Origin of the sequence: Synechococcus sp. ROS8604 (assembly GCF_014279655.1) — a bacterium.
Taxonomy (GTDB): domain Bacteria; phylum Cyanobacteriota; class Cyanobacteriia; order PCC-6307; family Cyanobiaceae; genus Synechococcus_C.
Map to the genome: position 1 here is coordinate 1,211,944 of NZ_CP047946.1, position 21,407 is coordinate 1,233,350.

A 21,407-nucleotide genomic window follows, 5' to 3' on the forward strand; every position below is an offset into this window, starting at 1 on the left:
CAGCTTCTGCAGTGTCAGTACTCGGTTCAAAATTATCACGGCTTGGTCTTCGAGATCCACTGGGGCGCAATGAATCTCGCCTGGGTTTTTCTCTCATCCCCTCAATGTCTTCGTCTTTGACGCTTGCCCCCTTCATGTGTATTCCTTAGGAACGAGCCCTACCAAGGATTGCCCCCATTTCATGGATCGATATCACCTTGAACATTGCGAAACCACCGTCGCTGAATCAATCAACGACCTAGGAATTTCATCGGTGAGCATGGAAGCTGAAATCCCCGAGGTTCTTTATCGCGGAATGAAGGATTTCATTGGACTAAATCCTCGCTGGGATCAATATCGTCTGCTTAGTTCAGCAATTGCTCAATTTTTAGTACAAAATGGTTGTACAGATCGAGCTGTTACAGAGCGCTACCTCGATGATCTGTTTACGCGCTCTGAGGTCTGAGCACCTGCAAACAAGCTCTCCTCGTAAGGGCCATCATCGTCAACGTTGGACTTTGCCACGCTGAAGAGGGCCAACAGGAGCCGTCAACGACCAATACGTTTGGACAGCGCCAGAGGCGATTCCAGGCATCCACAACGCTGTTGTTCTCATCGCTGCCCATCGGAGCTCCACCCAGCTCATGCACGTAGTATCCAGGCGGAGGAGCGCCTGCCTTCATGGCCTCCATGTTGCTGACAACAGGTTCGATAAGCGGCATCTTGACAAGATTGGTAAGCGGTTGAATCTCTCCTCCCCCAAGAGCAATGGCCTCAGCCATCATTTTGTGCATGTGAGCCACCATCGCTGTTTCGTTTGCTCCCCATCGGCAGCTGATATGCGGGATGGGAACGCCCCAGCGATCGACTGATTCCGACAAGGTGACCCGGTTTTGAGCAGACGGGAGCACTTCCCCGTGACCAATCAGAAAACCCAAGCGACATTCGGGATTCCTTTTTAACCACCAAGGCGGATCAAAGCGATTGATTGCGCCCCAAAGTCCATACCCTCTTGAAAATGGGAGAAGCCCGTCGCGTTGTGGTGGAAGACTCCCAAAGGGAAGGAAAAAACTTCCAGCCCCCGACAATTGGCTGGTGGGGTCTTGGTCTTGGAGAGGTTGACGCCCACTCCTGCTTGGAACGGCAAAGAAGCGGCAGGTTGAGACGTGATCCATCAAGTGACGCCCCAGGCTGGCTGAGGGATCCTGAAAGCCTCCTTCTGGTGCTGAGCCCTCTGAGAGCAATAGAAATCGCAGCGAGGCAATGGTGGAAGCGCAGAGAACCACCAAAGCTGCCTCCAAAGCCATGCGCTCACCGTTGCGTTGATCGATCACAACGACTCCGCGGGCACGACTTTGATCGCCGTTCATCAGTAGGCGTTCTGCCAGGTGCCCTGACAGCACTTCCACGCGTCCAGTGGAGAGGGCTGCGCTGAGACTGCTTCCCGGACTGCTTGATGGGGGCCATGGACACTCTGCGGACGGTTGATGTGCTGAAAACCCACGGGAGTGAATCATCTTGATGTCAGTCGAGTCTTGGAGGTCCCTCGCCAGCTGTTCTTCCTCTGGGGTGAAGCTCAGGGGAGCGGTGGTGCAACCATCTGGGAGCTGCGCTAGTCCATCTCTGTTGCCATGAACAGCAAATTGCCGTTCCAAAGCGGAATAATGCGGATCAAGGTCTTGATGGGAAATCGGCCAGGAGGACCCGTGGCCATCACGCTCTGCAGCTTTAAATTCCAGGTCTGAGAGTCGAAGGGTGATTCCACCCCAGGTCAAACTTCTGCCTCCAACCTGGCGTCCTTGAGTCCAGAGAAAAGGTTGATCGTTTGGTGTGGAATACGGATAGCGCTGCTCATCGGCATAGAGCAGTGGATTGTGTTTCCAGTAGCCGGGGTGCTGGGCCTGAAGCCGATGCTTTCCGCTGAGAAGGCCGCGAACCCGTCTCATGCTGTTGCTGGGTTCGCTCCCCAAGGCCTCTTGAGCGCTGAGGTCGGGTCCTGTTTCCACCACCAGGACACGGACCCCTGCTTCAGCGAGCGTTTGGGCGGCTACGCCTCCGGTTGCACCTGAACCGATCACGATGGCTTCGAAGGGTTTCAGCGGCACAGCTCAAGCGATGACCTGTTCTTAGTGTCCCTCTTCGCCAGCGGATTCGATCAGCTGAGTGACCTGGCAGAGACTGAGTGCCTTGATCAGTCGTTGGGATGGGGATGTCTTGATCCAATCATTGAAGTTCCACTCAGACTTCATTCCTGATATTAATTGCTTTTTGAAGTAAGAATCGATCTATTAAGCCTTGCTTTGGACAGTCTTGATGTTTCGTTGATCGGCTTAATGCGGTATGAGTTTTTAGGATAAAGTTTTTGACATATTTGTTTTATTAGAAGTGAGGTTTTGTGTTGCGCGCGCCCATTCGAGGGTGACTCTCTACTTGTCAATCAATGGTTTAAGTGTGAGAACACGTTGCTGGGTCTGAAGTCCAAGAATGAATGATTCTTCGAACATGGATGGGATTGACGTGTCAAGCATTAAAAAACCCCTCATAAAGAGGGGCCTTTGGAATTGGTGGCGGGGGGGAGATTTGAACTCCCGACCTTCGGGTTATGAGCCCGACGAGCTACCAGACTGCTCTACCCCGCGTTGACCCCAAAACTATACAACTTGGGGTTCGCAGCCCTAGCGATTGTGAGCGTTCACGCGCGGAGTTCTCCTTTCACTTCGAGCCGCAGGCCTGGGCCGATGATCAACATCTTGTCCTCTAGTTCGTCCAGGCTCCCCTGAGTGATCCAATCAAGTTGTCGCAGGAGATGCAGCGCGACCGCCTGTTTGGCACGACGAGAGCCATCTTCCACCTTGATCGCAACTCCCAGGCCATCTCCCGTTCTGCTCAAGCACTGAACGCCTTCGGCGCCCCCCTTGCTAATCACCTGCTGATGTGAGCGGGACATGAGCTCTGTGTCGAAGCGACCCTCTCCGGCCACAAGCTTGGGGTGGGCGAGCATCGCTCTGCTGATTTGCTCTAGCTCTGCATGGGTTGAAGCGCCGAGATGGGCATAGAGCAAGGCGATCTGGGACAGCTGTAGGAGCAGGGTGGGCGCACCACAGTCATCGCGCTCAGCCACGAGTTCCTGCGGCGGGAGTCCAAGGATTTCCCCCACGCGCCGATTGATTTCTTGCTGCAGTGGATGATCACCTTGGAGATAGCTCTCGAGGGGCCACCCCATTTTTCGTGATGTGGCAAGGAATGCCGCATGTTTTCCAGAGCAATTATGCTCCAGTGGACTGTGACCCCAAGTTGGAATTGGACAGTGGAGAGCGTCCGGCTCTAGTTGGGCGTTCCAAAGCAGTCGGAACGCTTCCCTGGCATGTTCAGCAGTCCCGGCATGGGAGGAACAACTGATCGCCAAGCCGCGATCGCCAAAGTCATAGCTTCCGGAGGCGCCACTGCTGAGGGCAGGCAAGGCCTGGAAGGGCTTGAGTGCTGATCTCACGAAGGTTTCGTGATCAGCCCGTCCGGCCTTCATCAGGATTCTGCCTTTTGCATCACAGACGACGGCATGGACGCGATGGATGGATTCCACCGAGGAACCTCGTTTCAGCACGACCTCAAAAGCAGGACAGCTGGAGTTTCTGGACGATCTGCCGTAGCCAGAAGAAAGGGTCATAGAGGAGATCTCAGCAAGAAAATGTCAGCGAAATTAGAGCGCCGTACAGAGGCTGGCTCCACCAAGAATCAGCCCTGTGGTTGTGGCCATGGCTCTGCCTAGCCGTCCAAGGATGGGGCGAACTTCATGTTGGGCAAGCAGCAGATCACGTTCGCGCCATGACAAGGGTTTTTCCCAAACTTGTCCGTCATACCAACCGGATTCTTCGTATTCCACGCGTTCAGAAAGAAGACGCTTGTGGACATAGCTCCAACCCAGCCATTGGCGCACCAATAACAACATCGGTAAAACCAGCCCCGAAACAGCACCTGCCAGCACGAGGCGAACCGGATCGTGTCTCAAGCTCCAACTACCGCTCGCGATCAACACGGTGAGAGGAACGATCAGAAGCCAACTCAAAACCAAAGCTTTGTCTAGATCGATTTGTCGATGACGCGGCCAGGCAAAAAACCATGATTGGCTGAGCTGGGAAAACTCTTCCTGGGGACGTTGGTCCGGGGGAACAGGGCAGGAGATTGTCGCGGCCATATGAACAGGTGTCAGAGGCCTACGGATGTCTCGGACGCTAGATGGGGACGGCGTTCACCGTGACTCCAGAACGCTTCTAGGTCGTAATAACTGCGTTCCTGCGATTGCAGGATGTGAACAATCAACTCGCCGTAATCCAGCAGGGCCCAGCGACCTTCATTCAGCCCTTCCTTGCGTAGGGGGAGTCGTTGCGCTTCCTCTTCCAGGCGGTCTTCAACCGATCGAGCCATGGCCTTGACCTGAACGTCACTCTGACCGCCTGCAATCACTAACCAATCGGCCAGGCTTGAGACCTCTTCGACCCGAATCAGCTGGATATCCACACCCTTGCGGTCATCGCAAGCCTCGGCTGCAAGCTCAGCGAGTTGTTCACTATCCATAAACGTTCTCGCTGGTAACGGATTGATTGGAGCCTTGTTGCTGAGCCATTTCAGCTCTTGCTTTGCCTGCACTTTTGCGGAGGGCTTCCAGCCGATCTTCGTAAAAACTCCGCTTTTTCTTTTTGCGTGTCTGCTCCACTAACTCTTTGAGGGCCCCACCCAAGCTTTTGTATGAGTTCGGAACGCTGTAGCCAAAGCGGCAAGCCAGATCAATCGCCCGCTCATCTGCCGCGATCGCATCACGAAGACGCTTCTCGGCATTGTTTTTGAGATACAGGCGATAGCCGGCAAACCCGGACAAGCCAAGGGCCATGAACAACAGCAGGCCGTCCTGGACCCAAAGCTCACCAATCGCGCCGCCCAGGCCAATAGCCAGAGCAGCCATTTCCCATCCATCTCTGGGGATGGTGTCGTTTTGGATGCGACCGACTTCGTGCCAAAACAGCAGGTTTCTGTGATCGAGAGCGAAGCTGTCCCATTGGTCGAGATCCACCTGAATCTCGACCTCATCTCTGCCGATCTCTTCAAGCGTGATCAGAGCAGGTTCCACAGCAGCAGCAGCTTCCACGAACACCCAGCTCTGCATCTCTGGTGGCAGCAACCCTTTCAGTCGCTGGAGCTCACTCATGGTGAATCAAACTCTCCTTAGCCCCAACGCTAGCGACCAACCGACCCGAAAGGTTGCTGGTGAAATCTTTCAAGGGCTCCACATGGGAGTATTGGCTGGTTTGGCTGTATTGAAGGCCCATGCCCCGGCGGAACGATCTTCGTCGCATCCTCCTGTTGGGTTCCGGACCGATTGTGATCGGACAGGCCTGCGAGTTTGACTATTCAGGAACTCAGGCTTGTAAAGCCCTGAGGGCAGAGGGATTTGAGGTCATCCTGATCAACTCGAATCCGGCGTCGATCATGACGGATCCGGAAATGGCGGATCGAACGTACGTCGAGCCGCTCACGCCAGACGTTGTTACTCGTGTGATTGAACAGGAGCGGCCCGATGCTTTGCTTCCAACCATGGGAGGGCAGACCGCTCTCAATCTGGCGGTTGCTCTTGCCGAAAATGGAACGCTGGAGCGGTTTGGCGTTGAGCTGATCGGTGCTGATCTCAAAGCCATTCAAAAAGCAGAAGACCGTCAACTGTTCAAGCAGGCGATGGAGCGCATTGGCGTTCACGTTTGCCCGTCAGGAATCGCGTCCAATTTGGACGAGGCTGAATCGGTTGGTGCCTCGATTGGCAGCTATCCACGCATCATTCGACCCGCCTTCACGCTCGGTGGAAGTGGCGGCGGGATTGCCTATAACCCCGAGGAGTTCAGTGCCATTTGCAAGACGGGCCTGGATGCCAGTCCTGTCTCTCAAATTCTGATTGAGAAATCTCTTCTCGGCTGGAAGGAATTTGAGCTTGAGGTGATGCGTGATTTGGCAGACAACGTCGTGATTGTTTGCAGCATCGAGAATTTGGATCCCATGGGGGTCCACACCGGTGACTCGATCACCGTGGCACCAGCCCAAACGCTGACAGATCGGGAATACCAAAGGTTGCGAGATCAATCGATCGCGATCATTCGTGAGATCGGTGTGGCCACAGGTGGAAGCAATATCCAGTTCGCCATCAATCCGGCTGATGGCGAAGTGGTGGTGATCGAAATGAATCCAAGGGTGAGTCGCTCCTCTGCCTTGGCCAGCAAGGCCACTGGATTTCCGATTGCCAAGATCGCTGCGAGGTTGGCGATTGGATACACCCTCGATGAGATCCTCAACGACATCACTGGGAAGACACCAGCCTGTTTTGAGCCGACCATCGACTACGTGGTGACGAAAGTCCCTCGTTTTGCATTTGAAAAGTTCCGGGGATCTCCCGCTGTTTTGACAACCGCGATGAAGTCGGTTGGTGAGGCGATGGCCATCGGTCGTTGTTTCGAAGAGTCGTTCCAGAAAGCGTTGCGATCCCTGGAGACTGGCCTGTCCGGCTGGGGGGGGGATCGTCCGGAGCCCTCGTGCTCTAAAACCGATCTTGAACGCTCGCTACGAACACCTTCTCCCGATCGAATTTTAGCTGTGCGTAGCGCCATGCTGGCAGGAATGACGGATGATCACATTTATGAATTGAGCCATATTGATCCTTGGTTTCTTGCAAAGTTAAGGCGATTAATTGATGCTGAATCTGAGCTTTTAAAGGACCGTACGCTCGAAGATCTTGATGAACCAGCGCTGTTAAAACTTAAAATATTGGGGTATTCGGATCGTCAAATTGCCTGGTTTGTTGATAGTAAAGAGCTTGATGTGCGAGAGCGCAGGGATCAATTGGGCGTGACTCCTGTCTTTAAAACAGTGGATACATGCGCCGCTGAATTTGCCTCATCCACTCCTTATCACTACTCAACCTATGAGCGTCCGCTATTTCGCTTGAAGCCAGATGGAAAACTTCAACCCATGGCTCCCTCCACTGAAGTTGTCGTTGAAACAAGACCCAAGCTAATGATTTTGGGTGGAGGTCCTAATCGCATCGGCCAGGGTATTGAATTTGATTACTGTTGCTGTCACGCCTCTTTCTCTGCGCAGGATCAGGGTTTTGCGACGGTGATGTTAAACAGCAATCCTGAGACGGTCTCTACGGATTACGACAGCAGCGACCGTCTTTATTTTGAGCCTCTAACGCTCGAAGATGTGCTGAATGTGATTGAGGCAGAGTGCCCCAGTGGAGTGATTGTTCAATTTGGTGGGCAGACACCTCTCAAGCTTGCCTTGCCTCTTTTGAATTGGTTATCTACAGCGAAGGGAGTGTCGACCGGGACTCAAATTTGGGGGACTTCACCAGAATCTATCGATCTCGCGGAAGATCGAGAACAGTTCGAGGCCATTTTGCGGAAACTCGATATCCGACAACCTCGTAATGGTCTAGCTCGAAGTGAAGTTGAAGCGCGATCCATTGCTGGCAACGTTGGCTATCCCGTCGTGGTTCGCCCCTCCTATGTCTTAGGTGGGCGCGCTATGGAAGTTGTCTTCGACGAGACGGAGCTCAATCGCTATATGAAAGAGGCTGTTCAAGTAGAGCCAGATCACCCTGTACTGATTGATCAGTATCTAGAAAATGCTGTTGAGGTTGATGTTGATGCCCTTTGCGATCGTGAGGGTACCGTTGTGATTGGAGGCTTGATGGAACATATCGAACCGGCAGGAATTCACTCTGGAGATTCAGCCTGTTGTTTGCCTTCTATTTCTCTGAGTGATGATGCTTTGGCTGTTATTCGGCGTTGGAGTGAGGCGTTAGCGACAACATTGAAAGTTCAAGGATTGATCAATTTGCAATTTGCGGTTCAACGTGCTGTTGATGGAGAAGAGAAGGTGTTCATCATCGAAGCCAATCCCCGTGCATCTCGAACGGTTCCCTTTGTGGCCAAAGCCACCGGTGTTCCTTTGGCCCGACTGGCAACACGCCTGATGGCTGGTGAAACCTTGAGTCAGGTTGGTCTGCTGAAGGAGCCCGTTCCTCCTTTGCAAACCGTCAAAGAAGCGGTGCTTCCCTTCCGGCGTTTTCCAGGGGCCGATTCTCTTCTCGGTCCCGAGATGCGCTCGACTGGTGAAGTGATGGGTTCTGCATCTGATTTCGGCATGGCTTTTGCCAAGGCAGAACTCGCGGCAGGGGAAGCGCTGCCTACCGCCGGAACCGTCTTTCTTTCCACGCATGATCGCGACAAGACGGATTTGGTGCCTGTGGCGCGCCAGCTGATTGGATTGGGCTTCAAGTTGATTGCCACGTCTGGAACTTCCAGGGCTTTGCGTGAGCAAGGGTTGGAGGTTGAGTCTGTCCTCAAAGTGCATGAGGGACGCCCCAACATCGAAGACTTGATTCGCTCTGGTGGGGTGCAGTTGGTGATCAATACGCCGATTGGACGTCAAGCTGCTCACGATGATCGCTATTTGCGCCGGGCCGCTCTCGACTATTCCGTTCCCACCCTCACCACACTGGCTGGTGCGCGTGCGGCTGTTGAGGCGATTGAAGCCTTGCAAACTCGAACAATCGTGATTCATGCCCTACAAGACGTCCACGCATCGCTTGTTGGCCAGTAGGGTTTTAGAAGCTTGCTGTTGATCTCTTGACCACGACCTCCGCGACAGTTATCGCTCCAGGCAGCGATTGCCGGGACGCTTTTCGTGCTGCTTATCAAAACCGCTACACCTGGGATCCAGGATTTGCTGGATATTCAGGTCGTTGCATTTGGCTACAAGGTGATCGCTCTGTTGAAGGGACTTTCCGTGTTGGTGCTGATTTAAAAGCGAAGGTTGAGGGGGTCACTGATGCTGAAGTTGAGAAGGCATTCGCCTCGCAATTGTGGGAAGTTTGTATTCATCGCGTCCGCCGCACATTTGAACAGACCCATTCAGAGAATACATTCACCGCTGGGGATTGCACCGATGAAGGCCTCGAAATCATCATTGGTGGGAAAGGTCAGGGCGATAAGTACCGTATTAAAGATGATGTTGTGACGATGGTTCACCGTCACATTCACGGAACGGTGGTAACCATTCATACCAAGAGTACAACCGATACGGGTATGGGATATCTCAGCCACACCTACACCAGTGAGTACGCTGATCCCAGCACAGGAAAGAGTAAAGGCGGAATTAACACCTTTGAGGATCTGTTTGTTCCCTTAGATGCAAATGGACCTTGGGTCCTTGCATCGCGTCGAGTGACGACAGCGTCCTTTGATGGTCAGGATGCATCTGAGCAGACCTTCCTGTTCGAGGACTTGCACGCTCTGACGTAAAAGGAAAAACTTTGGGCATAATGCCTATAGTTTTTGTAATTGTCTTGAATACTGTCCTTTCTGAAGTCAATGGCTTCGTCTGGGGACCATTCACTCTTTGGTTGATTGGTCTTACTGGTCTTTATCTGATGGTGGGGTTGAAGTTTCAGCCCCTTCTCAAAATTGGATTTGGATTTCGTGCAGCCATCTCTTCGATTCGCGATAGTTCAGGGGAGGGTGATGTCAGTGCCTTTAAAAGTCTGACGACGGCCTTAGCAGCGACGATTGGTACGGGAAATGTCGCTGGAGTCGCAGGCGCCATCGCAGTCGGTGGACCAGGGGCCGTTTTTTGGATGTGGCTGATTGCTCTTGTCGGCATGGCTACGAAATATGCGGAATCACTGCTTGCTGTTCACTACCGAGAGGTGGATGAACTCGGTGAGCATGTTGGTGGACCGATGTATTTCATTCGCAATGGACTTGGAAAAAACTGGGCATGGTTGGGTTGGCTATTTGCATTTTTTGGAGCCTTAGCGGGTTTTGGTATTGGTAATGGTGTACAAGCCAATGCCATGGCGGAGGCTTTGCAAGATTCTTTGGGAATTCCACCTTTACTCACAGGCATCGTCGTCGCTTCGATCACGTTGGCTGTTCTGGTTGGCGGTATCGAACGGATTGGTCGTGTCACCCAGGTTGTTGTACCGGTTATGGCCGGTGTGTATGTAATTGGTGCTGTGGTGATTTTGATCGCTAATTTTGACAAGGTTCCTGGAGCATTTGGCCTCATCTTTTCCAATGCTTTTACAGGGCAAGCTGCAGCTGGTGGATCGCTCGGTGCTGTCATTCAACGGGGCATTGCCAGAGGAGTGTTCTCAAATGAGTCAGGCTTGGGTACGGCGCCCATTGCTCAGGCTGCAGCGAAGCCTGGTGATCCTGTTCTCCAAGGTTCTGTAGCCATGATCGGAACATTTATTGACACGATCGTAATCTGTTCGATGACTGCTCTTGTCATTCTGATCAGTGGCTTGTACTCCCAGGTTGAATATGTTTCAGGAGCTAAAACTGTGTCGTTGACGATTGATGCCTTTGGAGTCGCACTTCCTGGTTTTGATTGGATCGTTGTCTTTGGCACAGTCTTTTTTACATTGACAACGATTCTTGGGTGGGGTTACTACAGCGAGAAGTGTCTTGAATACATTGCTGGCGTTAAGGCCATACGACCTTTTCGTTTGGTTTGGGTAGCCGTTGTCGTTTTTGGTGCCGTGGCTTCAGGTGGTGCCGTCTGGACGATTGCAGAAATTCTGAATGGCTTGATGGCTATCCCTAACTTGTTAGGCCTATTGCTATTATCGCCAGTGGTCTTTCGATTAACAAATGTCTATGATTTCAAGACAAGTAGCAAATCATCAACGACCAATTGATTTGGGTTATTTGCTTGACAAAATGCAATAATGATTCTTTTGTGGTGTGTCAACACCCTTAATTGCTCAATAAAAAAGGCTTGCTGGTATTTAGCCATCAAGCCTTTTTTGTGATCTGAATCAATCACATGAATTGGTGCACTAAGGTTGCATCATGCATCGCCAATAGGTGTTACTTCCTTTAGACGTTCGTTGAGCTGCATCGCCATCGACTGACGCCCAACTGCAAGCACTTTGAGGGTGTCCTCGTGCATACGTAGTTGGGCATCAGCAACCTGCATTCCTCTGACGAGCTCTTTCAGATCATCTGGGAGCTTATTGAGGTCATAGCGTTTGCCTTCAAAGGTCAGAATTGGATTCTGGTCTTGAGAGACGGAAGAGCTGGTCATCAATGAGATGCAATCGCAAAGATCTTATTGGCTGGTGCGTTACTTGAAACCATTCATTCGTTAACGCGGATGAATTGTCTTTCGCAGAGTTCCCGATATCTGCCGCCCTGGCTCATCAGAGCGTCGTGGCTGCCCTGTTGGCTAATGCGACCATGCTCTAAGACAACAATCAGGTCGGCTTCTTGAACGGTGGCCAGACGATGGGCGATCACAATCACAGTTCGGCCCAGCATGGCTTGCTTGAGTCCAAGTTGAACGGCGGCCTCCGCCTCTGCATCGAGGGCACTGGTGGCTTCATCCAACAACATCACGGCGGGATTTCCCAGCACAGCTCTGGCAATGGCAATGCGCTGGAGCTGTCCGCCGGAAACGTTGGTGCCGCGCTCTTGCAGACGGGTGTTGTAGCCGTCTGGGAGACGGATGATGAAATCGTGGGCGTTGGCGAGCTTTGCGGCTTGATGGAGCTGTTCCTGCGTGGCCTGTCGACCAAATCGAATCGCTTCCGCAATCGTTCCTGAAAAGACGCTGCTGCGTTGCGGCACCAGAGCCACTTGTTGTCTCAGGTCGCGCGCGCTGACCTGGCTCAGATCCTTGTCATCAAAAAGGAGCTGTCCTTTGTTGACGCGATTAAAGCGAAGGAGCAGAGAAAAAAGTGTTGTCTTACCAGCCCCCGACGGTCCCACGAGGGCCACAACTTGTCCGGCCTTGATGGAGAGATTGAAGTTTTGAAGAACTGGTTGCCCTGGGGTGTAAGCGAATTCGACTTCATGGAAGTTCAAATCTCCCCGCAAGCGACCAAGCGGGAGCGACGGGACGGGATCGGCGGGTTCCGAAGGCTCCTTCTCGATTTCACGCAGACGGCGCAGTGAGGATTGTCCCTGCTGAAATTCGTTGTAATTCGCCGTGACATGGGCGATCGGATCGATCAGCAGGACCAGGCCGGTGAGATAACTGATCAACTCAGGGACGGCAAGGTCGCCGCTACTGATCCTGATCGCGGCTAAGACCAGGACGGTGGCGAAACCCAGGACCTCAATGATCCCGACCACGGGATGTTGAAGCGCCACCAGGCGATAGGTGTTGTACCGAGCTTGGCGATGCTGATCGATTTCATCTTCAAAACGGCGCTCTAGCCAGGGTTCTGCCGCAAACGCGCGTACCAGTGGTAGCCCTTCGATGGCTTCTCCCAGCAGACCTGCCAGCTCACTCACCTTTTTTTGGCTTCGTTCTGTGGCGACCATCACCCTCGCTCCAAACAGGCTGATCAGCCAGGCAACGAAGGGTGCTAGCAGCAGGATTGCGAGGGTTAATTTCCAGTCAAGCCAAAGCATGTAGCCAAGAACGGCCACTAACTGCAGAGCACTTGGGATGCTGTCGTGGAGGGTTTTGTAAATCACCTCGCTCACACGATCGGCATCTTCGGTGAGCCGATAGGTGAGATCACCTGACGACATTTTTTCCAAGGCACCGAGCTGCACCTTCTGAAGCCTTTGAAACAGGTCTCGTCTCAGCGACTGGCTGACTTGCAGAGCAGGACCTGCAAGCAGGGAGTCTTGGCCAAATTGTGCGAGTTTTTGGATCGCGAACACCAACAGAACCAGGCCAATGACCGGCAGGATTCTTTGCAAATCACCCGAGCCCACATCGGGCAAGAGTCGGCCCATCAGTCGCATCAACACCAACTGGCTGCTGACAAAAACCAGCATGCAAAGAGTGCCGATCGCCAGGAGACGCCTGTGAGGTCGCAGCAGTGGAATCAATCTGCGGAATCCCGCTTCTGATGGCTTCAGCATCAAGTCAGACTATCAATGGCGATTGGACTGACTGGTGCAGGAATGAGACTTGATCAATTCCTTAAATGGATGGGCTGGGTGGCGACGGGTGGAGAAGCCAAGCTGAGGATTCAAGGGGGTGACGTGTTCGTCAATGGCGACCTTGAGCAGCGGCGTGGCCGTCAACTGAAAGCCGGCGATCGCGTCCAAATGGGTGTCGACTCTGCCGAAGTTTCGGATTCTCTTCAGGCAGGGCCGTAAGTTGTCAGCTGCTGAGCTGCAGAGGACGGAAGCGTGCGCAAACCGGTGATTGCTGGCAACTGGAAAATGCACATGACCTGTGCGCAAGCCAGGGCCTGGATGGGCACGTTTCTCCCTCTCATTGCAGAGCTGCCCGATGACCGACATCTGGTGGTGGCTCCACCCTTTACGGCGATCAGCACGCTCGCTGAGCTGAGCCAAGGAACGCGCCTTGAACTATCCAGCCAGAACGTGCACTGGGAGGGAGAGGGCGCGTACACCGCTGAGATCTCTCCGAGCATGCTCAAGGAGCACAACGTTGAATACGCGATCGTTGGTCACAGCGAACCTCGTAAGTACTTCAGCGAGAGTGACGAACAGATCAACCACCGTGCGCGATCGGCTCAAACCAATGGCTTGATTCCGATTGTTTGCGTTGGGGAAAGCGACGAGCAGCGCAGCCGAGGAGAGGCTGAGAGGGTCATTCGTCGTCAGGTTGAACAGGGCTTAGAAGGACTGGACCCCAGCCAGCTGGTGGTGGCCTACGAGCCGATCTGGGCGATTGGTACGGGCAAAACCTGTGAAGCGAGTGAAGCCAATCGCATCTGCGGATTGATTCGTAGTTGGGTGGGCTCACCAGATTTGATCATTCAATACGGGGGCTCCGTGAAACCAGGCAATATCGACCAGTTGATGGGAATGAGTGATATCGATGGGGTGTTGGTTGGCGGTGCCTCTCTCGACCCTGAAGGCTTTGGGCGGATCGCGAACTACGTGAAAAGCTGACGTCGATGCGCTGGCCGAAGGATTGGGGCACGCGCCCTGCCGTGATGGGAGTGATCAACCTCACTCCCGATTCCTTTAGCGATGGTGGTCAGTTCAATCAGCTCGATCGGGCCTTGGCTGAGGCGGAGCGTCAGATTGCCTCAGGGGCTGATTGTTTGGATCTAGGTGCGCAAAGCACCAGGCCGAATGCGACTGAAGTGGGAGCGGATGAGGAGCTCAAGCGCCTGTTGCCAACGCTGAAGGCCATTCGTGCCGCTTACCCCAAGGTGTTGATCTCCGTTGATACCTTTCTTGCCGTGGTCGCCAACCAGGCGCTGGAGGCTGGCGCTGATTGGATTAACGATGTGAGCGGTGGACGCCGTGATTCAGAGATGTTTCCGCTGATCGCTCGTGCGGGATGCCCATTTGTGCTGATGCACAGTCGCGGCACGAGCCAAACGATGGATCGCTGCACGGACTATGGAGAACAGGGTGTTGCCCAAACGGTTTTGGAGGAATTACGAGCAGCAACAACGTGTGCTCTTGAGGCCGGTATGAATCGTGACCAGTTGCTTTGGGATCCAGGCCTTGGTTTTGCGAAAACAACCGCACAAAATCTCACCCTGTTGCAGCAGCTCGAGACCCTTGTGGCTGAAGGGATTCCCCTGTTGCTGGGTCCCTCTCGAAAACGTTTTATCGGAGCTGTGCTCGATGAACCAAGAGCTCGTGCCCGTCTTTGGGGGACGGCTGCTGTCTGTGCCAGGGCGGTGGAGGCTGGCGTTGCCGTCCTACGTGTGCACGACGTAGGACCTATTCATCAAGTGGTGACCATGGCCTCAGCCATTCGTTCAGATCGCTAGAACAAGGTCGATTTCCATGTGGCGATGATGAGTGAACCGAGTCTCACTCTCTTGTATGACGGTGGATGTCCGCTGTGTCTTCGAGAAGTCAAGTTTCTGAAACGCCGCGATTTGCATGGAAGGCTCGCTTTTATCGACATCGATCAAGACGCCTACGACCCTGCCCAATGGAAGGGAATTAGTTACCGAGAAGCGATGGCACGCATTCATGCCATCCGTGCTGATGGAGAGATTCTTCAGGATGTGGCTGTGTTCCGAGAGGCCTATCGCTGCGTTGGACTTGGTTGGATCTATGCCCCGACCCAATGGCCTCTGATTGGATCTTTGATTGATCGCATCTATGCACTTTGGGCCTCGCAGCGTTTGCGCATGACAGGACGCGCAAGCCTAAATGAACTATGCAATTGCAAGCAGAATGCTTCTTGATTCAGGGCGATTCGCGGCGAAAAGTTTTCTGATTGCATGATAATTGCCTCCTCTATCTCGTTGTAGAGTCTCTAAAAAGCAAGCCTATTTTTTGAACACTTTGAACTTGCAAGCTCTTATTGAAGAAATTCTACTGTTGGCTTGTATTCTCGAGCCCTTGAGTCGGAGATGAGTCTTCGTAGCATGATCAATAAAAAGCTGCAAATATACATTGTTAATGGGTTCTAGCGACTATTTCTTCAAAGCGCTTATGTGCTTCCAGGATTTATTTATGAGATGGAACCGGAAAAGATTACCCCTCTGATGTGACTCCTTCGATTCGATCCTCAACCTCTTGATAAAGCTCTTGAAGTTGTTGGATATTTTCATTAGAAGTTTCCCAGTATCCACGGCCGTTTACTTCTAGCAGGGTGCCTACAATGCGCCTGAAACTATGAGGGTTGAGTTCCAGTAAGCGTTTGCGCATTTCTGGATCGTTGATGAATGTTTCATTCGCTTCTTCGTACACAAAGTTGTCAACAGATCCGCTAGTCGCACTCCACCCGAGCGTGAAGTTGAGTCGTTTGGCTACCTCACGCACACCTTCATAACCCGAATCAAGCATCCCTTCGTACCACTTCGGATTCAGTAATTTGGTGCGGGAGTCAAGGCGAATGGTTTCGCTTAAGGAGCGAACCTGAGCATTCGCCGTGGTCGTGTCTGCGATGTAGCTCGTGGGTGTTTTCCCATCATCGCGCAGCCCCTGAATCAGCTTGGTGGGGTCGCTGTCGAAGTAGTGGCTGACATCGGTGAGCGAGATCTCAGCGGAGTCGAGATTTTGGAATGTCACGTCTGCTGTCTTCATGACTGATTCGAAGACGTCGCGTTTTTGATCCATTTCGCCGGGGTTGTCGGCATTAAATGCAAACGTTTTGCGGGAGAGATACATCTCCTGCAGTTCTCCTTCCTCTTCCCAACTGCTGTTTTCAACGGCGAGGTTCACATTTGAGCTGTAGCTGCCGCTGGCATTAGAAAACACACGGCAGGCAGCATCGCGAAGGGTTGTTCCTTCTTTTTCAGCTTGTTCAAGAGCATGTTTTCGAACAAAGTTTTGTTCAAAGGCTTCATCAGATTCCGCAGCCATCTTCACGCCTTGATCAATCAGGGCCATCTGATTGATAAATAAATCTCGGAACACGCCCGAACAATTCACCACAACATCAATCCTTGGTCGGCCCAGTTCTTCCAGGGGAATGAGCTCTAGCTTGTTAACCCTGCCTAAGGAGTCTGGAACGGGGCGAACTCCGATGAACCAAAGGATCTGTGCGAGAGATTCCCCGTAGGTTTTGATGTTGTCTGTTCCCCAGAGCACGCAAGCGATGGTTTCAGGCCAATCGCCTTGCTCTGCTCTCTGGCGTTCGATCAATTTGTCGACAACAACTTTGGCTGCAGCAACAGCTGCTCTGGTTGGAATCGCTTGAGGATCCAGAGCGTGAATGTTTTTGCCACTGGGCAGTACGCCTGGATTCCGGATTGGGTCTCCACCAGGTCCTGGGAGAACGTATTCCCCATCAAGAGCCCTTAAGAGGCTCTCCATTTCCATGTCTGCGCAGATTTGTTGGAGGCAGAAACGCAAATAGGTAAACAGGGTGTCCAGCGCCGTGTTGTCGATGCTTGAAAAGCCACCAGCTGAACAGGCTCGGAACCAAGGCGATGGCAGTTTGAATCCGAAGCGAGAGATCAGATCCAGCAACCAACCAAAGTTTTCTCGCATGTTGACGCGACCATCACCCCCTGTGAGCGATCGCACCATGGAACCCACAGCAGCGCGTGAGACTTCTGTGATCGTGCGATTGAGCTCCACATCTTCAAGCACACCATCGTCGTTGCCTCGATAGATGTCTTCAATCTTGCGGCCGATCGATTCTGCGAGCAGCCCAGGAAGAGAACGAAGGCCTTCTTCTTCACGCTCCAAGGCGGCAATGCTCACCAGCGTTGCAATCGCTTCTTCTGCTGTGGGCGGCTTGCCGATGGTATGGAGGCCGCATGGAAGCAGGCGACTCTCAATTTCCATCAATTGGCGGTAGATGGCCCCAACAATGGCATCGCGATCTTCAAGCGTTAGATCAGAGGAATCATCGTCTGGAAGGGTGACGTCTTTATCAAGATTGCAAAGGCGAGCGGTTTCCACGATTGCATTCACGATCTGAACTCCTCGACCGCTTTCCCTCAGTTGTTGATAGGAACCCACCAACTCACCCAGCTCCTTTAAGCCTTTGTAGAGGCCAGCATTTTCTGCTGGAGGTGTGAGGTAACTAATCGTGGACGCATATCCCCTCCGCTTAGCGATCGTTGCTTCAGATGGATTATTCGCTGCGTAGTAATAGAGATTTGGCAAGGCTCCGATGAGGGAGTCTGGATAACAGGTTTCACTCATACCCATTTGCTTGCCGGGCATAAATTCAAGGGACCCATGGGTTCCGAAATGGAGCACGGCATCTGCTCCCCAAACTTTCTCTAAATAGGTGTAATAGGCCGCGAATCCATGGTGGGGACTTGCGCTGCGGGAATAGAGAAGGCGCATGGGATCGCCTTCATAACCAAATGTTGGTTGTACCCCAACAAAAATATTTCCAAAATGACGTCCATAAATCAATAAATTCTGTCCGTCACTGTTTAAATTACCTGGTGGTTTTCCCCAGTTTTCCTCTAAGCGTTCGGAATAGGGAGTGAGTCGTTCATACTCTTCAACGCTCATGCGATGGGCGATCGAGAGTTCTGGTGAGCCTTGAAGCGCTTCTGGATCGTTGATGACTGTTTCCATGAGTGCCTTGGCATCACGCGGCATGTCCTGCACGTCGTATCCCTTGGCCTTCATTTCTTGAAGAACCCTGTGAATGGAATCGAAAACGTTCAGATAGGCGGCCGTTCCCACATTTCCTTTGTCAGGGGGAAAGCTGAAAACAGTGATCGCTAACTTTTTTTCTGCCCGTGGTTTGAGCCGTAGGGACGACCATCGGATTGCCCTCTCCGCGATGGCATCGACGCGATCTTGAAGGGTGTGGGCCTTGCCAGTGGCGTCATCACGACCAGATAAAACAATCGGTTCGATGGCTCCATCTAATTCGGGAATCGCGATTTGCAGTGCAACTTGTACTGGATGAAGGCCTAGGTCACTTTTCTCCCATTCCTGGGTGGTTTGAAAGACCAATGGCAGGGCCACCATGTAGGGCCTGTTGAGCTTTTTGAGCGACTCAACAGCCTTCGGGTGATCCTGACGCGCTGGACCGCCAACCAGGGCAAAGCCTGTCAGCGAAACGATGCTGTCGACCAAAGCCTGATCTGAATTGAGCGGGTCGTAGAAGAACGCATTGACCGGCTTTGAGAAATCAAGACCTCCGCAGAAGATCGGAATCACGCGTGCACCACGGAATTCAAGTTCTTGGATGGTGGCTACGTAATGGGCATCGTCTCCCGTCACGATGTGACTGCGCTGAAGCACAAGGCCAATTACTGGCCCGTTACGGGCTTTTTCGTTGAGATCTGGGCGACTGGCCGTCCAATTCAAATATTCCTTCAAGTCCTCAAACATTTGAGGTGCGAGTGGATGCCAAATACCTAGATCAGGAAAGACTTCGGGATCTGCAACGGCTAAATCAGGACGATCATCACTTTCTGATGCAGGAAAAACATATTTATCAGCCAGCATCAGCAGAAAATTGCGCAGATTATCTGGAGTGCCACCCAACCAATATTGAAAACTGAGCATGAAGCTGCGGGCGTCTTGCGCTTTCTCGACAGGCAAATACTTGAGCACCGTTGGAAGCGTGTTCAAAAGTTTGAGCATGGCGTCTTGAAACCCTGCGCCACCAGCTTCCTTTCGCTTTTTCATGAAGCCGGCAATCGCGCTCTTGCTCTGGCCGAGTTGCGCCATCGAGAAGCTGCCAAGCTTGTTGAGACGCATCACTTCTGGCATCGAAGGGAAGACGACTGCGGCCTTCAATCGATCGCGGTGCGGACTGACAGCATCAACAACTTTTTGTGCCAGATCTTCAATGAAGATCAGGGATCCAATAAAGACATCCGTTTCAGCGATGTCTTTTTGAAAATCTGCATAGTTGAGCTCATCACGTAGTTCCTCGATGAGATAACCGCACAGTTCGATACCAATGGGACCGTCTTGGGCATTAAGGCTGACCGCTGCCTGCGTTAACGCACTCTGATATTGCGGTTCAAGAACGACGTAGACGGCCTTCATGACCGAATGGTGATTGTTGTTCTCAGCAGGAACAATCCGACGATCAGCGGAACGGACCTGCGTAAACATCAGCACTTCTAAGCAATGTAAAGAAGCTTACGGGTGTGAGAGTCGCTCTGCTTGAGATCGGTATTTCGTGTTACATCCGCGCCTGGCCCCATAGGCTGAGTCCATCTGCAACACGTTCATGAGCGACATCCAGACCGGCTCGATACCCGTAGTGGTGACCGGTGCGCTGGGTCGAATGGGTGCAGAAGTGATTCGAGCTGTGCAGATGGCTCCGGATTGTCATCTAGTGGGTGCCGTGGACAACACGCCCGGCAAAGAAGGGCAAGACGTGGGCGAATTACTGGGGCTTTCGGCCCTTGAGGTGGCTGTGACTGCTGATCTAGAAGGCTGTTTGTGCTCTGCAAGTCAGGCGGTTCGTGATGCAGGGCCTGGGCAAGGAGCCGTCATGGTGGATTTCACCCATCCTTCGGTGGTGTACGCCAACACCAGAGCTGCGATTGCCTATGGAGTGCATCCCGTGATCGGGACCACGGGGTTGTCACCGGCTCAACTTGATGACCTCCAATCCTTTTCCGACAAGGCATCCGTGGGTGGAGCTGTGATTCCCAACTTCTCTGTGGGGATGGTGCTGCTTCAGCAGGCCGCTGCTGCTGCTGCCCGGTTTTATGACTACGCCGAGCTGACCGAGCTGCATCACAACCGCAAAGCCGATGCTCCTAGTGGAACCTGCATCAAAACAGCCGAACTTATGGAGGAGTTAGGCAAACAATTCAACGAATCAGAAGTGGATGAGCATGAATCCCTTGCTGGTAGCCGTGGTGGGCAGCGTCCGAGTGGGCTGCGATTGCACTCTTTGCGATTGCCTGGCCTGGTGGCCCATCAGGAAGTGATGTTTGGCTCCCCAGGTGAGACCTACACCCTGCGACACGACACGATTGATCGGGCTGCCTACATGCCAGGCGTTTTGCTTTGCGTCCGCAAAGTGCGGCATCTTCAAGCCCTGGTCTACGGCCTTGAGCGTCTTCTTTAACGGGTTGGCACGATGTTGATTCCGCTTCGTCCCGGTGAGTTGTATCGGTTGATTCCTGCTGTTGCTACGGGCCAGCAATTCAGATCTGCCCTTGGCAATCCTCGAAAAATTCTCCAGCGTTTGCTGATCGCCACGATTGGGGGAGTGATCACTCTCTTGATCAGTCAGAGCCAGCTATCCAGTCGTTGGGGCTCGATCTTGCTGGTGATTGGTGTTGTGTTTCTCCTCTACATCTTGTGGGGACCGATCGTCGAAGCTGGTCGAAAAAATGCAGTCTTACGTCGCTATCCAGCTGCCGCTCTTTTTGAAGGGGAGATCGTTAAGACCTATCGGCAGGAGCGAGTTGAAAATCAAAGGGAGCAGGCTGATGCTCGCGGCCAGCTTGAATTGATTGAAAATCGACGGACCTGGCTGGTGCTGGAGCTAGCTGATGAGGACGGCTATCTCGGACGGATCTCTTTTCCAATGACCAAACAACACGCTTCGATCCGCCCCGGAGTTGTGATCCGTTGCGTGGTCCTGAGTGATCGCAACGACTTTTCGAGATTGGGGGCCCTAACGGATGCTTGGCTTCCTGGCCTGCGGATGTGGATCGGTGAGTACCCATACCTGCTGCGCCCTGCATTTGAAGACCTCTGTCGCATGCGCTTGCGCAAGGTTTCTTCACAAATGGGTTACACTTCTTAAACACCGGTAGGTTCCCCATGACTCAGGCCTCTACAAACGCTGCAACCATTCGCGGCGCAACAGTGACCACCGAAGATGGTGGTCGTCTCAATGCCTTCGCAACAGAGCCACGCATGGAAGTTGTGGACGTCGAGAGTGGTTGGGGCTTCCATGAGCGTGCCGAAAAGTTGAACGGTCGAATGGCCATGCTTGGCTTCATCGCTCTGCTTGCTACTGAACTGGCCATGGGCGGTGAATCCTTCACCCGTGGACTGCTCGGCATCGGCTGA

General features: G+C 52.9%; 21 protein-coding genes and 1 tRNA gene. 11 read left to right on the top strand and 11 right to left on the bottom strand.

Annotated features, from left to right (window positions below; all coding sequences use genetic code 11):
* Window positions 1-181 precede the first annotated feature (181 nt).
* On the top strand, window positions 182-445 hold the full coding sequence (locus SynROS8604_RS06405; protein WP_186545556.1) for a DUF2811 domain-containing protein: 264 nt from the start codon (window positions 182-184) through the stop codon (window positions 443-445).
* On the opposite strand, the gene SynROS8604_RS06410 is transcribed toward SynROS8604_RS06405, so the two are convergent.
* The 8 genes from SynROS8604_RS06410 to SynROS8604_RS15765 form a co-directional block, all read right to left on the bottom strand.
* On the bottom strand, window positions 426-2,084 hold the full coding sequence (locus SynROS8604_RS06410; protein ID WP_186545557.1) for a GMC oxidoreductase: 1,659 nt from the start codon (window positions 2,082-2,084) through the stop codon (window positions 426-428). The genes SynROS8604_RS06405 and SynROS8604_RS06410 overlap by 20 nt on opposite strands.
* A 21-nt stretch (window positions 2,085-2,105) precedes the next feature.
* Window positions 2,106-2,228 (bottom strand): hypothetical protein, encoded by a 123-nt coding sequence (locus SynROS8604_RS15760; protein WP_255445252.1) that lies wholly within the window; start codon window positions 2,226-2,228, stop codon window positions 2,106-2,108.
* 313 nt (window positions 2,229-2,541) lie between these two features.
* Window positions 2,542-2,618, bottom strand: a tRNA-Met gene (locus tag SynROS8604_RS06415).
* 53 nt (window positions 2,619-2,671) lie between these two features.
* Window positions 2,672-3,643: an asparaginase gene (locus SynROS8604_RS06420; RefSeq protein WP_186545558.1), complete on the bottom strand. Its 972-nt coding sequence runs from the start codon at window positions 3,641-3,643 to the stop codon at window positions 2,672-2,674.
* 33 nt (window positions 3,644-3,676) lie between these two features.
* Window positions 3,677-4,171: a CGLD27 family protein gene (locus tag SynROS8604_RS06425; protein ID WP_115071803.1), complete on the bottom strand. Its 495-nt coding sequence runs from the start codon at window positions 4,169-4,171 to the stop codon at window positions 3,677-3,679.
* Window positions 4,172-4,182: 11 nt separating this feature from the next.
* Window positions 4,183-4,551 carry a ribosome silencing factor gene (gene rsfS, locus SynROS8604_RS06430; RefSeq protein WP_115071804.1) on the bottom strand — a complete coding sequence of 123 codons (369 nt, stop codon included), beginning with the start codon at window positions 4,549-4,551 and terminating at the stop codon, window positions 4,183-4,185.
* A complete protein-coding gene (locus tag SynROS8604_RS06435; protein WP_186545559.1) occupies window positions 4,544-5,179 on the bottom strand; it encodes a DUF3318 domain-containing protein in 636 nt (211 codons plus the stop codon). The genes rsfS and SynROS8604_RS06435 overlap by 8 nt, the downstream gene beginning before the upstream one ends.
* The gene (locus tag SynROS8604_RS15765) at window positions 5,172-5,300 is read right to left on the bottom strand and encodes a hypothetical protein (protein ID WP_255445253.1); all 129 of its coding nucleotides are present in this window, start codon (window positions 5,298-5,300) and stop codon (window positions 5,172-5,174) included. The genes SynROS8604_RS06435 and SynROS8604_RS15765 overlap by 8 nt, the downstream gene beginning before the upstream one ends.
* On the opposite strand from SynROS8604_RS15765, the gene carB reads away from it, so the two are divergent.
* Genes carB through SynROS8604_RS06450 form a run of 3 tightly spaced genes read left to right on the top strand, consistent with a single transcriptional unit; the run spans window position 5,299 to window position 10,723 of the window.
* Window positions 5,299-8,622, top strand: a complete 3,324-nt coding sequence (carB, locus tag SynROS8604_RS06440) for a carbamoyl-phosphate synthase large subunit (RefSeq protein ID WP_186545560.1) — start codon at window positions 5,299-5,301, stop codon at window positions 8,620-8,622. The two genes, SynROS8604_RS15765 and carB, sit on opposite strands and share 2 nt — an antisense overlap.
* 26 nt (window positions 8,623-8,648) lie before the next feature.
* Window positions 8,649-9,323: a DUF3386 domain-containing protein gene (locus SynROS8604_RS06445; RefSeq protein ID WP_186545561.1), complete on the top strand. Its 675-nt coding sequence runs from the start codon at window positions 8,649-8,651 to the stop codon at window positions 9,321-9,323.
* A 20-nt stretch (window positions 9,324-9,343) separates the two neighbouring features.
* The gene (locus tag SynROS8604_RS06450) at window positions 9,344-10,723 is read left to right on the top strand and encodes a sodium:alanine symporter family protein (protein WP_255445286.1); all 1,380 of its coding nucleotides are present in this window, start codon (window positions 9,344-9,346) and stop codon (window positions 10,721-10,723) included.
* Window positions 10,724-10,875: 152 nt separating this feature from the next.
* Here SynROS8604_RS06450 and SynROS8604_RS06455 read toward each other — a convergent pair whose 3' ends face one another.
* Window positions 10,876-11,112: a DUF6447 family protein gene (locus tag SynROS8604_RS06455; protein ID WP_186545562.1), complete on the bottom strand. Its 237-nt coding sequence runs from the start codon at window positions 11,110-11,112 to the stop codon at window positions 10,876-10,878.
* A gap of 53 nt (window positions 11,113-11,165) precedes the next feature.
* The gene (locus SynROS8604_RS06460) at window positions 11,166-12,905 is read right to left on the bottom strand and encodes an ABC transporter ATP-binding protein (protein WP_186545563.1); all 1,740 of its coding nucleotides are present in this window, start codon (window positions 12,903-12,905) and stop codon (window positions 11,166-11,168) included.
* A 42-nt stretch (window positions 12,906-12,947) separates the two neighbouring features.
* Here SynROS8604_RS06460 and SynROS8604_RS06465 point away from each other — a divergent pair, with 42 nt between their 5' ends.
* From SynROS8604_RS06465 to SynROS8604_RS06480, 4 genes are read left to right on the top strand one after another with little or no spacing between them, the layout of a single operon-like run.
* Entirely contained in the window at window positions 12,948-13,145 is a 198-nt protein-coding gene (locus SynROS8604_RS06465) for an RNA-binding S4 domain-containing protein (protein WP_255445256.1), read from the top strand.
* A 33-nt stretch (window positions 13,146-13,178) separates the two neighbouring features.
* The gene (gene tpiA, locus SynROS8604_RS06470; protein WP_038013100.1) at window positions 13,179-13,910 is read left to right on the top strand and encodes a triose-phosphate isomerase; all 732 of its coding nucleotides are present in this window, start codon (window positions 13,179-13,181) and stop codon (window positions 13,908-13,910) included.
* A gap of 5 nt (window positions 13,911-13,915) precedes the next feature.
* Window positions 13,916-14,749 (top strand): dihydropteroate synthase, encoded by an 834-nt coding sequence (gene folP, locus SynROS8604_RS06475; RefSeq protein ID WP_186545564.1) that lies wholly within the window; start codon window positions 13,916-13,918, stop codon window positions 14,747-14,749.
* 24 nt (window positions 14,750-14,773) lie between these two features.
* Complete coding sequence (locus tag SynROS8604_RS06480) at window positions 14,774-15,175, top strand: thiol-disulfide oxidoreductase DCC family protein (RefSeq protein ID WP_186545860.1); 402 nt, start codon at window positions 14,774-14,776, stop codon at window positions 15,173-15,175.
* Between the two features lie 292 nt (window positions 15,176-15,467).
* On the opposite strand, the gene SynROS8604_RS06485 is transcribed toward SynROS8604_RS06480, so the two are convergent.
* On the bottom strand, window positions 15,468-19,481 hold the full coding sequence (locus SynROS8604_RS06485; RefSeq protein WP_186545565.1) for a magnesium chelatase subunit H: 4,014 nt from the start codon (window positions 19,479-19,481) through the stop codon (window positions 15,468-15,470).
* A gap of 118 nt (window positions 19,482-19,599) precedes the next feature.
* Between SynROS8604_RS06485 and dapB the strand changes: the two genes are divergently transcribed.
* From dapB to SynROS8604_RS06500, 3 genes are read left to right on the top strand one after another with little or no spacing between them, the layout of a single operon-like run.
* A complete protein-coding gene (dapB, locus tag SynROS8604_RS06490; protein WP_186545566.1) occupies window positions 19,600-20,451 on the top strand; it encodes a 4-hydroxy-tetrahydrodipicolinate reductase in 852 nt (283 codons plus the stop codon).
* Window positions 20,452-20,463: 12 nt separating this feature from the next.
* The gene (locus SynROS8604_RS06495) at window positions 20,464-21,138 is read left to right on the top strand and encodes a hypothetical protein (protein WP_186545567.1); all 675 of its coding nucleotides are present in this window, start codon (window positions 20,464-20,466) and stop codon (window positions 21,136-21,138) included.
* A gap of 17 nt (window positions 21,139-21,155) precedes the next feature.
* Window positions 21,156-21,407, top strand: a complete 252-nt coding sequence (locus SynROS8604_RS06500) for a hypothetical protein (RefSeq protein WP_006852434.1) — start codon at window positions 21,156-21,158, stop codon at window positions 21,405-21,407.